The sequence below is a fragment of the Erythrobacter insulae genome (assembly GCF_007004095.1).
Classification (GTDB): domain Bacteria; phylum Pseudomonadota; class Alphaproteobacteria; order Sphingomonadales; family Sphingomonadaceae; genus Erythrobacter; species Erythrobacter insulae.
In genome coordinates this window covers 1-12,306 of sequence record NZ_VHJK01000001.1, presented here as the reverse complement: position 1 = coordinate 12,306, position 12,306 = coordinate 1, and the positions used below count along the sequence as shown (strand labels likewise).

General features: G+C 55.4%; 6 protein-coding genes. 3 read left to right on the top strand and 3 right to left on the bottom strand.

What is annotated here, in order from left to right; all coding sequences use genetic code 11:
* Positions 1 to 283 precede the first annotated feature (283 nt).
* The 3 genes from FGU71_RS00025 (at position 284) to FGU71_RS00015 (ending at position 7,135) form a co-directional block, all read left to right on the top strand.
* Positions 284 to 2,911 carry a hypothetical protein gene (locus tag FGU71_RS00025; RefSeq protein WP_142786676.1) on the top strand — a complete coding sequence of 876 codons (2,628 nt, stop codon included), beginning with the start codon at positions 284 to 286 and terminating at the stop codon, positions 2,909 to 2,911.
* A gap of 346 nt (positions 2,912 to 3,257) precedes the next feature.
* On the top strand, positions 3,258 to 5,687 hold the full coding sequence (locus FGU71_RS00020) for a CehA/McbA family metallohydrolase (RefSeq protein ID WP_142786675.1): 2,430 nt from the start codon (positions 3,258 to 3,260) through the stop codon (positions 5,685 to 5,687).
* A gap of 89 nt (positions 5,688 to 5,776) precedes the next feature.
* A complete protein-coding gene (locus tag FGU71_RS00015) occupies positions 5,777 to 7,135 on the top strand; it encodes a GntP family permease (protein WP_142786674.1) in 1,359 nt (452 codons plus the stop codon).
* A 167-nt stretch (positions 7,136 to 7,302) separates the two neighbouring features.
* On the opposite strand, the gene FGU71_RS00010 is transcribed toward FGU71_RS00015, so the two are convergent.
* The 3 genes from FGU71_RS00010 to FGU71_RS14020 form a co-directional block, all read right to left on the bottom strand.
* Positions 7,303 to 10,680: an autotransporter domain-containing protein gene (locus tag FGU71_RS00010; RefSeq protein ID WP_142786673.1), complete on the bottom strand. Its 3,378-nt coding sequence runs from the start codon at positions 10,678 to 10,680 to the stop codon at positions 7,303 to 7,305.
* Between the two features lie 196 nt (positions 10,681 to 10,876).
* Complete coding sequence (locus tag FGU71_RS00005) at positions 10,877 to 11,938, bottom strand: tetratricopeptide repeat protein (RefSeq protein WP_142786672.1); 1,062 nt, start codon at positions 11,936 to 11,938, stop codon at positions 10,877 to 10,879.
* A 73-nt stretch (positions 11,939 to 12,011) separates the two neighbouring features.
* A partial coding sequence (locus FGU71_RS14020) for a hypothetical protein (protein WP_185960165.1) occupies positions 12,012 to 12,306 on the bottom strand: 295 nt, incomplete at its 5' end.

Below are 12,306 nucleotides of genomic sequence, written 5' to 3'. Positions count from 1 at the left end.
GGGCTCAAGTCCCTCCTTCGCTACAAAATTCCAGTGGCTTACCCGGTTTGGTATCGAGCGCGTCTGAGGTGCTCGTGCGTCCTACGCGGCGCTGTCCTGCACCGTCAGTCTGGGCCACTAGGAAAGCTTGCTCCCAAATCTCTCTTAAGCAGTCGGGATTGGACAGCTCTAGATTATGCAGGCACGTCCGGCTGTGACACCGTGAATGGTCAAGACGGCTAATCATCTGCGCAAGCTTACTGCCGATAATAAGCCTGCAACAAGGCAAGAGAGGTCGCCTATCATGGTGAAGTTCAAGCGCATTCAATCCAGTAGGCTTTATATATCGGAAGACAATTTCGGAGAATCTGGTTGGTGGCTTGTCGTTATCCAAGAAGATTTTGATGGCGATGCGCCAGACACGCTCAACCTAGACCTTGCGCTGAATGATGTCAGGTTTGCAGCGAGCTTTATCTACGTTGCAGACAGACCCGGATCGATCACTCAAAATGAACTAGATTTCGTCAATTCGATTGATGAAATCATCCAACGGTCGGATGCATCATCTGCGATACTGTTTCTATCTTCGGGCGCAGTAGATCATCCCGAGTATATTATTCCGATCGATAGGGCGCGGGGGAAAGTCACTGCGACAGGTGGCTTGTCCATGAACCTTGCTGGTGATGAAGGCCTGAAATTTGAATGCACGGATACGGCCATATTGAGCGTCGATCCAAGCGGGGAAGGAATTACATTTACAGCAACATCCAAAGCCCCCTCAGCCAAGCTGCGAACGAACGATCCAAACACCTTCACCGATCCTGCGATGCACGAAATGATATTGAGCATGACGGGCGCGTCATCTGGCGCATTTGTATTCGAAATGTGCGTTGCCAGTTCCCGATTGGTGAATGATCTGAATGCGGGCTTCCAGTTTGTCATACCGCCGCCCCGCCGATCGAACCATCAGCGCGCCGAAGACTATCTGGCCGTATTTATCCCCTTGATCGACGTTTCCGATAGCACCGGCGATACGATCGAATTCAGAGCGCAGGTTAACGTCCTTAATCCCCACAACATCCGATGCGATCTTTCGCATACGAAATTCTTCTTCACGGGAAGAAACAAATCAGGTTCGCCCAATTCGAAGACCATTTTAAGTTCATGCTACCGCACTGAAACTGGCCGCAGGATCACTCTTTTGCCTGTCGCCGATGGCGCGGAATCAGCAGCCTTGATGATCACTCCCTGCGATCTGCCAACGACCAATCATCACTCGTTCAAATGCGCGCCCGTCGGTGATTTTCAGATCGGTGTTGAGGGTGCCTCGAATGGTGAGGAAATCAGGATTTTGGCGGGCATTTTCGGCCATGAAACTCTGGCAATCCCCCCTTCTGACGACTCGTCACAATCATCCCATGTGCTGCGATTTGTACAAAACCAAGCTGCAACGGCGGGAGCCTCTTTTGGCAGGCCAGTAGACCCGGTTGGCGCGCCCGGAATTGCGGTTGCAGACTTGATTGGTGACCAGTTTCGGACATCGTGGGTTTCAATCATTGCGCAGGCACCCGGCGCCAAGGCGGCGGTGCAATATTGCGCGCGGCCCGCAGCCTCTAGCCTGTACAGCGGAAACGGCGCAGCTGCGAATGCGCCTTTTACAAGACGCAGCGCGAGTCTGATGATCCCAGCCGACGGGCGCGCGGTATTCCCGCTTTTCCCGGCTTCGGGAATTGAGACTAGGCAAGGGGCACACGCGTTCAGCGATGAGGATTATCAGCGTGTTGAGCAGAATATTCTGGTACCTGTTCGCCGAGCGCAGATTAAGGCTGCCGCTATGCCTGGAACCGCATCGTCAGACCCTGTTTTGAGCACCACCACTGCCGGGTTCGAGGTGCAAATATCTCCCGATGGCACGTTGGAGCATCTGTTGCTTGCTCAAACATTGGGTAATGCCGGGCGGACCGCGCAGCAGTTTGGCTTCACCCATTTGAACCCCCAATTGCAAGCCGCATTTCTATATGAATCTTCTTTTATGGTTCTGAACAATTCGGTGCATTTGGGGCAATTTTGTAGTGATGAGTTATTTGCGATTTCCACCATTCAGGATGGCGCCGGAAAACCCAGATTTCATAATAAGATTGAGATCGAAGGTTGGTCATTCGCAGCGAATGTCGGCCAGACTGCGGCCGATGACGAGTACCGAAACGTAGTCCTGATCAAGAATTGCAAATCTCCTATTTGCAGGTTTGATGCGTCGGGCGATATCGATCCAGCCAGCTTAATTGCAGACCCACAAAAATGGCTGATGCCGCAGGAATTTGCGTTATCTCAGCCAGACGGTTCGGCAGGATTAAAATCGATTGCGGGATGGCTGAATTCATATTGCGCCCGCGCTTGGGCAAGCCGTGGTGATCCCTATTTCGAAGGATTTCTGAGAATTCTGGATGATCCGAACTGGTGCGGCGTTCTGATCTTGCAACTCGATATTGTGGGAGTTCCCGAAGACCTTAGACCGGTTTTGCCGGGTACAAAGGGTTCCGCGGCCCTAAGCGCGCACCATGTTGCAATCGAAGCTGGTCCTAAGGTGTCCAGCGAGCCGGGCACAGATAAGAACAGTTCGATATCCGGGCTGATTTATGCGACCGATCAGAATTTCAGCGGAGCCGAAGACATTCATCCCGACATTCTGTTGCAAGCAGAGGCCCAAGGCGAGGATATCTGCCAATCCCTGAAAGTCCGCTTTGAACATTCGGCGGTCCATCAATTCGAAAGCTTCATAAGAAAGGCGCGCAGCGATCACACGCAAAAGCAGGCGACCGGACACGAGGAAGATCGCGGTTCAAACGCGCCTTCGTGGTTGAAAGTGAGCTACCAAAAACACGCTGGTAGAGGGCGTTACACTTTTGAAGAAATCTCGGCCGAAAACAGATAGCGAAGCAGCGCCAGGCCATGCGTGATCCGGTCGTCTCGTTGCCATATTGGCAAGTGTTCGTTTCAAAGCCGCCGCTGTTAAACAAGGGGCCATTTTGCCACGTCTGCCACGTCTGACCAATTGGCGGCATGGGGCCAATGCGGAAAGCGCGTTGGCGCAGTGCTGCGGCTGTTCACAATGTTTGTGTTTTGGGCATCAAGCGAATGCGGCGCGTTCAGATCGAACTGCGCCGCTTGCTGCAAACCGGAATGATCCAGATTTCCCCTTCACTCAAGACCAAGTTGAACCTCGCTATTCACGGAAGTTTGATTTATCTCTTTCGCGGGGTAGCATCGGGGGGAAGACATTGAGAAAACTGATCAGAATAGCGATCGCGCTTACGGCCGGTTGCGTTGCCGCAGCCGGATCGGCGCAATGGACCAATCATTATCCGAAAGTAGAGGGGTTCTCGCACCAGCTTTATCTGGAGCAGGAACATCTTCCGATCCTCTCCTCTGGGCCAGTCTATCCCGCGCCATCGCCTGACGGCACACGCATAGCGTTTTCGCATCAGGGTTGGATATGGGTGCTCAACCTTGCCACCGGAGTGGCTCAGCGGGTTACCGATGGAGCCGAAATTGACAGCCGGCCACGGTGGTCGCCAGACAGTCAGCAGCTGGCCTTTGTGCGCGATGAAGGCGATGATACTGCAGTGGTCATTCTGCGTCTAAGCAGCGGTGCTGAGACGATTATTGATAGCCCCGCAATTGAACTGGATCCGGAATTCGGATCTGACGGGCAATCGTTTTATTACACATCCGCCCGCAGCGGGACGCTGACGATCTGGAAACGTGACCTGGACTCAGGCGCGCAGGAGGAGCTGATCACTGATGGCCGGGTGCGCCGCGCATCGCGTTCGATGAGTGACGGAAGCCTTGTTTACACCGGGGCAAGCGGCCCATCGAGCGTTATTCGTTTGAGAGAACCTGACGGAGAAACGGACCGGCTTTTGTTTAGTCAGGGTTGGATGGCCCATCTTGATCCGGATGTGCATCCAAGCGGGCGGTCGGTTGTGTATTCCGCCGCTGATGGAAATACGCTGCGCCTCGCGGTGATTGATGCGGACCGCCCTGATCTGCCGCGATGGTTGACGGCTGCCGGGGGCAGATCCTTACATCCTGCGTTCTCGTTTGATGGACGTGCGGTTTATTTCGTTGAAGCGGATGAGAACCAACAATTCGCGCTGATGAAGATCGGCGCTGCAGGAGGGACGCCTGAACAGGTGGCGATCAAACAGTGGGATTACGGCGTTGATATCGGCAATCTGACCGTCGTAACACACGATACCAGCGGCGGAGTAATTCCAGCCAGAATATCACTCCAAACGGCGGACGGGCATCCGGTTGTTAATCCCCAAGGCCCGACTTACGTCGATAATCAATCCGGCACGCCGTATTTCTACACGGATGGCGGGCTAGATTTGAACCTGCCGGATGGCGAATACCGCATTACGGCAACACGCGGACCCTTCTCAATTCCTGCCGAAGCTGTCTTTGAAGCGCGCGGCGGGGAATCCAATGAGGTCAGGCTCAAGATTGATACGATCTGGGACCCTTCAAAGTCGGGCTATGTTTCGATCGACAACCACATCCATCTCAATGCGAGCGGCGTGTTGGAGCTCGACACAAAAGATCTTTTGCCGCTGATGCAGGGCGAAAACCTGGATTATGCAAGTCCGATGGCGTGGAACCAATTCAACCGGTTTATCGATGCAGGACGGATCGGCGAAAAAGCCAGTGCGGATGACGGAACAACAGCGATGCTGTCGCAAGAGGTGCGGTCAAATTTCCACGGACATGTCGGAATGATCGGCCTTGAAACGGCATTCAACCCGTGGTTTTTCGGACCCAGAGATCCGGTCTACACCGATCAGGATTTCAACAATGGCCAGGCGATCGCATTTGCGCAGACGCGCGGGGCTCTGGCCACCTATGTCCATCCCATTAATGACCACGGCGATCCGTTCGATGATTTAGAGGAAAACCCGTTGCCGCTTGAGCTGGTATTAGACGGGGTGCTCACACCGGGCATCGGGCTTGAGCTGGTTTGCCAATGGACCAGCCCGCTTGGCACATCGCAAGTCTGGTACCGTTTCCTGAACATGGGACGCGCCATGCCGGCGACGTCCGGCACCGATATGATGGCAAATTTCTACCGCGCACCCGCGATCGGGACCGCGCGAGCATACGTACCAGCGTCCAGCGGCGCGGATGGGTACGACGCGGCAAATGATCAGGTTCGCCAAGGGCGCGGGTTTCTTTCGACCGGACCCGGGCTGTTGTTTGAAGTTGGCGGGGTAAAGCCCGGCGATGCTGTCGCCGCGGGAATGCAGGACTGGACGATCAAACTCGCCAGCGTCCGGTCGGTTGAGAAAGTTGAAATCATCGTCAATGGACAAGTCATTCAAACCCTTGATGGTTTTGAAGGCGGCGGCATCAAGAGCTATTCTGGATCTGCCGCGCTGCCAGAGGGCGGCTGGATAGCGGCGCGCGCGGTTGGCGGTGAAACGGCATGGCCAAGCATGGCGTTTTTCCCGTTCGCGCATTCGGCTCCGGTGTGGATCGGTGAAGTGGGCAGCACGGATCCTGTGGCGGCGCGCGCCGCCGCGCAGGATTTGCTGGCGGCTCTTGAGTTTTCCGAAACGCAGTTTGAAGAGGCTTACACAAATGGCGTGCCTCCATCGCTCGCAGTGCGTTTCGATGCGGCGCGGCAGAAACTGGAAACCTTAATCAAATAGCCGATTTCTCAAATTCGCATTGTTCCGCTACGCGTTGCTTGGAAAAATCGAGCTGCGCGTTTGAGCCAGCCATTTAGGGGACAAGAGCGATGGTTGGTGTTTTGGGGTTGTTAGCAGGGCTGGCGCTGCTGATTTGGATGGCTTTGCGCGGGATCAATGTGGTTTTTGCCGCGGTCATTTGCTCGGTCGTGGTGATGATTACCAACGGCATGCCTTTTGCCGATAGCCTGTTTAATAATTTCACGTTCGGCGATCTGGGTGCGTTCAGCTTTGCGGGAAGGTTCTTTCTGTTGTTCGCCGCAGGGGCGATTTTTGGCCGCGTTATGGGGGAAAGCCACGCCGCGACCAGCATTGCCCTCGCTCTCGTTGAAAAGTTGGGGGCATCGCGTGCGCTGTGGATTATGGTCATAGCATGCGGGCTGTTGACCTATGGCGGCGTCGTTGTTTTTGTTGTGATTTTCGCGGTTTATCCGCTTGGCCTAAGGTTGCTGAAAGAGGCGGATATCCCCAAGCGCCTGTTATGCGGCGCGGTTGCGCTGGGCGCGGGCACATTCACCCTCACGGCTTTGCCCGGCACCCCTTCGATCCATAATGTCATTCCGACCACAGTGCTGGGAACAGACTTGTTTGCAGGCGCATGGCTTGGCCTGATTGGCGGTGCGATCATGTTCGGGCTTGGAATGGTTTATCTCGAACGCGAGCGTAAGAAGGCCGCCGCAAATGGCGAAGGGTTTGAACCCTCGCCGAGCGATCATATACCGGATCTCGATGAAATAGCGCAGGACCGGCCCAGCGCGATCCTTGCCATGGTTCCGCTGGTCCTGGTGATCGGCACGATATTGGCGCCGCGAATGGCGGGGCTTTTGGGCCTTGGCGCAGGCAGCGAAATTATTGCGTTTGCCAATGCGCAGCCCGTATTGTGGCCTTCGATTGCGTTGATATTCGCCAGTGTTGTCGCCGCGATCCTTTTTCCAGCAATCCGCAGGCGTCCTTTGGCCGCGATCAGCGAAGGGGCAGGGGATGCGATCATGCCGCTCATGGCGACATCGACCGTGATCGGTTTTGGCGGAGTGGTGGCGAACACCGGAGGCTTTCAAACCTTTGTCGATGCCGCTGCCAATTCGGGGTTGCCGCCGCTTTTATCGATGACAGGCGCGATCAGCGTGATCTCCGGCGTGACCGGATCATCGTCTGGGGGTCTGCAGATTTTCATGTCGACCATGGCGGACAAGTATCTGGCAATGGGCATTGACCCTGCCGAACTGCACCGGCTGGTGGTTATGGCGAGCGGCGGGTTTGACAGTTTGCCGCATTGCGGCGCTGTGATCGCGATGCTGACCATAACGGGCCTGACGCATAAGCAGGCCTATAAGGATGTTGGCATGGTCACCGTCGCTGTGCCGGTTGTCGCGACCCTTGTTTGCGTCGGGCTGGCGATGATCTTCTAGAGGCTTATTCTTCCGCCCGAGATGCTGATGACGGCCGCGAAAACGCGGATTTCGTAGCAGTCCTATCGCTTGATACAGGAGCCAAAACGGATTTGGGTGCGCGATCCCTTCGGACCACGCACCCAAACATACCGTTGTATGGCTTCAATCACATCTGCCGAAGCAGATTAGAAACGCCAGTTCAGAGACACTCGGCCCTGGTTGTTGGTGAGGACACCGCGACCGAGATCTGACGTCGCGCTGACGCTGACGCTCATCCGGTTGGCAAATGCCATTTCCGCACCTGCATTGACCGAGACCCACTGAGCATCGAGATCGTTGAAGATCGAGAACGGAACATCGGCAGCACCGAAGAAGTTCGCGGTTACAACGTCCTGAGTATCGGCAAGCTCACGGGCATAGGCAACCGAACCGAACGCACTCAGCGAGCCGCTGCGGCCCAGACCTGTTTCAAGTGCACCCATAAGGCCGATTTTACCGCCTGCAGAGGTGAAACTGCGATCACGGATCGACAATCCGAACTGACCGGCTCCAAACTCGTCATAGCCGCCAATATCGCTCTGCACGTAATCGACGCTGGCTACAGGGCCGACTTCAAGACCTGGAGCAACATCGAAGGCATAACCGAGACGGAGGCCAGCAAAAGTCTGGCTGCCTTCGGCCGATGCCTGAGCGTTCGCGTAAGCCAGTGCAAAGTCGCCTTGGCTCTGACGTTGCACACCAAATGTCTGGTCGGAGAAACCGACATACATATCAGCGAAGGCTTTGCCCGATTGGGCTGCACCGTAGAACGCGCCGGAAACGCTGGTATCGTCCAACCGCTGACGGGTGCCGGTGTTGCCGCCGCTGTTGCGGATATTGGTCATCGCAAAGCCAAAGCTAAGCGTGTCCGAAACCCGTACATCGGTACCAACAGTCAGTTCACCTGCCTGGGTGAAGGCTGCTTCTTCAAGCGCATTGTTGCCTGAGCTGCGCTCTTCCGCGCTTACCAGGAACACGCCGCTGGCTGTGCTGAAGAAACCAAGTTTACCAGTATCCTGCGGATTGGTTTCGGCGATTGCGAATGCCGCATTGCCACCTGCAGAGAAACCGGCTGCGCCTTTGCTTGCACCGCGCAGTGACAAAGTCCGCTGGCCAAGCTGACCAGTGAAACGCTGCGAGAAGCTGTTCGCGATCGCTGACTGATTGAACGCATTATACGGTGTCAGCGAGCTCAATGTTGGGATCAGAGTGTTGAACCCGGTGTTGTCGATGATATCGAACAGACCCGCAAACTCAGCGTACCGTCCGCCAAACCGCAGTGTATCCAACGCCCCGCCGACCGAGCTGAGATTTCTCGAAGGATTGCGCGAAGAGCGATTGAACATCAGGCTTAGCGGAAGCGCATCGATTTCCACGATGACATTGCCGCCATCTACCCGGGTCGATGCGATCAACACAGGCGAAGGCGCATTCAGAACGACCTGGTCGAAATTGCCGACAATCGAATCCGCGCTAAGCACGATATAGCGCGAGCCGAATTGTGGACGGCCAATCGCGTCGATCAACAATCCACCACCAAGGCTAGCATCGCCGACGATCGACAGCAGATCAGACGTGATGTTTTTACCGCGGAATTTCGCGTTGGTAAGCAACGCAGCGGCAGCCGTCTGAATGTACGGACCTTCGATGGTGAGCGTACCGATTTCGTCCAGCCCGCCCGGCGCAACCGCGCCTGCCAAGTTGAAGAATGCGTCGGTGCGAACCGTCCCTGTACCCGATGCGATGCCGCCAAACAGGGCCACCGTTCCGGCGTTCAGAGTTCCATCGAACTGAGCGCGTCCATTGAGTTGCTCGTATCCGATCAGGCTGGTGAAGGAGTACTCTTCAGGCAAAACAAACCGTGCATCGCCATTGTCGAGCGAGAGTTTGTCCACTTCGACATCAAGATCGACCGTGGTTGTACCGGCACGGTTGAGGATGACATCAAAATATTGTGCCGGGTTTGCAAAGGAAATGCCCGGCGTACCATCGGTGTTCTGCGGTACGAAACCGGTCGAACCCGGGCCGAGAAGCACGGAACTGGTCGGAAGTTCACCGCCAAAGTTCGGTGTGCCTTCTGGCGGCAGAAATGGCGAAGGATCGGTCGGAAATTCCGAGATATCGATACCAAGGATCGTGCCGAGTTTCGGACCTGCTTCGTAAACACCTGGCTCGCTGCCTGCGGGAATACCGTTGACCAAAGTTCCGGTGCCATCATCGACAAAGAAGCCCGGATCCAGATCCTGTGTCCAGTGTGTCGGATCGGACCAGACGCCGTCACCTTCTACAGCAGAGACATACTTGTACGGAGTGTTCTGCGTGATGAATTCGAAGAAAGGATAGAGCGGGTTGTAAAAGCTGATATCGCCGTAACCCTCTGGAACACCAAAGAAATCAAAGCCGCCCGAAAGCACGCCGACCGCAATCGGGAAGGCATACAATTCATCAGCAATAAGCGGTGAGCCGCTATCTCCGCCTGCGGTTGCAACTTCATTTGGCAGAGCGTCATCATCAAAATAGTCGATTGCCCGCACAGCATCGAGATCGACACAGCTGGCGCCGAATGGGGTAAATGTGCACCCGTCAATCTGGGCCTGCGTACGGTCGGGATTGTCAAAATCGGTGAAGTAGAAAGCCTGCGTTTCAAAGCCGAAATTGGCAGTCGGAGCAAAGGCCGAGAAAAAGGCATCACCAAGGTCGGATGGCGAGGCGAGGGCGCCCAGCATGTTTTCACCGACGCGGCGCAGGAACCCAATACCCTGGTTGCCATCAGACGCGGTGCCGAAAGTGCCGTAGCCGACCTGAACAACATGGGTCAGCTCGGTCAGCGGGGTCAGAAGGATCGGCAGAGCAGGAACATCCGTGATTGGTGTGTCGACCGCGATCAGCGCGATATCAGCCCAAGGGAAAGGCAAGCCGCCTTCATCAAGGTTTGACGATGGATGAATGATCACATCGGTGCTGGTCGCGACGCCGCCCTCAGCATAATTTGCACCGCTCCCGAGGTATTCGAAAAGGCGTGTCGAGCTATCGACGCCGGTAGAAATAAGCACGGCTTGGTCAGCTGCGCCGGGTGTACCGTATGATTCCGATGACGAGCTGTTCAGGCAATGCGCCGCTGTCATGATGGTCCGGGCGTTGATAACCGAACCCGTGCAGTTAAAGAACACGCCGCCGGTCAGATTGTTTTGAATAAACATCTGCACAACCGAAGGCTGCGTGTTGTTCACATCAACCGAACCTGAAAGTCCGACATCATCGCGCGAGAGAATTTCTGGCGTTGGCGGAACGGGAACGGCGTCCAGATTGCGCGCAATGCGGAAATCGGGCAGCTCGCCTAGCTCTGGAAGAGCAAGGTCACTCAAGCGGGCTTCGATCCGAATTCCTTCGAATGTCCCGCGTGCTTCCAAAGCAATGGTTTCTGTTTCTTCTTCGTCCGTGTCGTTTGCCAAAGCTGGCGCAGCCGAAAGGCCGCCGGCCAGGCCAATGACGCCCACGCTCATAAGATACTTCAGTCTACCCATGATAATTTTCCCCTGTTCGAATCAACGAAAGGGAAGGCTGACCGTAAAACGGGACAAGTAATACAGTTTACGAAATAATAATGTGGATAAGGCCCAAATTGGGACAGGATCGGACTAAATTTGCAAAAAACGCAAGGGCGCAGGCGTTGCGGCGCAGTTTTTCAAACAGTCGCAGCAGTAATCACTTTACACTTGCTTAAAGCTGAAGCGCATTCGCCTCGAGATCGAGGCGTTCGAAGGCAGTCTTATGACGCTTTGCCAGGTCCAGATCACCGGTGCGGGTAAACACTTCTGCAGCGGTCTCATGGAAATCACGGAACAACGCGTTGGTCTTCGCGATATCTTGGTCGGCGAAAGCCAGACCGATTTGATCGCTCGCGTTGGCTACGTTGCCACGCTTCAATTCTACTTGAGCCAGCACGCCGTAGATAAACGGTTTCCAGTCAGGGGCGTGTTCGTTTGCCAGATTGAAGGCGCGGTCCGCCGTCTCATGCGCGGTATCCGTTGCCCCGCGCGAGATTTGCGATGACGCCATGTTTGTAAGGATGCGCGCTTCGAGCAGCGGGCTTTTCATCTTTTGCGCGATTGCCAAGGCCACGCCGAACTTTTCCTCGGCCTCCTCAAACCGCTTAAGCCCCTTTAGCGCATTGCCCATATTGTTGTTTGCGGACAGCGACAGGATGGATTGGTCTGAGAAAACTTCGGCGGACACCCGGTAATATCGCAGCACTTCTTCGTAATCACGTGCCTGGGAAAACAACGATCCGATGTTTTGCAAGACAATCGCCCGGCTGCGTGCATCGCCGAGCTTTTGGTACTTGTCGCTTGCCTCGGAAAAATACGCCATGGCGTGCTTGTATTCGCCGGCGCGCGCTTTTGATGATGCGGCGGAACGCAGCAGATCGGCATAGATCTTGTCATCTTTAAACGATTGAGACGCCTGATTCAGCGCGGTTTCGATTGTGGCCGATGCTTCATCACTGCGATTAAGACGCATCAATGCTTCACCAACGAGCCAGCGCGCGGTCAGGTTGCTTTTCGCTGTTGTTTTGTCGTCCGCTCCGACCAGCGTTTGCGCTTCGCGGGCAAAGGACAATGCGGCAGCTGGATCGGCAACCATGCGCGATTTGGCTTTGGCAATGGTCGCTTCAAATCCGTCGATCTGCAAATCGGTTTCCGCCACTGCCGGAACGCCAAGCCCCAAAAGCGTCGCCCCCGCGGCCGCCGTGACCAGATGTTTAATTGCTTTCGTCAACATGTCCCGTCCCCCTGTCTTTCATTCAGCACTGCGGTCAGTTTATGGGGCCGCAATGCCAGACTACCCGCTGTGTTTAGAAGCGCATTCCGAAGTTTGCGCCGATCATGAAGCTTTCATCCTGGCCTATTTCTCCGGCGCTGATGTAGCGTCCGACGATGCCCAGTTCGGAAGCTTTGGAGACAGGTGTCGCGTAGACGATTTCCCCTGTGTAGCGGCGTTTTGTGCTGATCCCGATGGTTTGGGTAACAACACCGCGTTCACCGGTGAGGCGATCGATCACTTGATCGCTGCGCAGTTCCAGTTCGCCGCGTTCGACGGTCATGGGTTGGCCGACAGACACCCGCAGGATATCCTGACTTCCCATGACG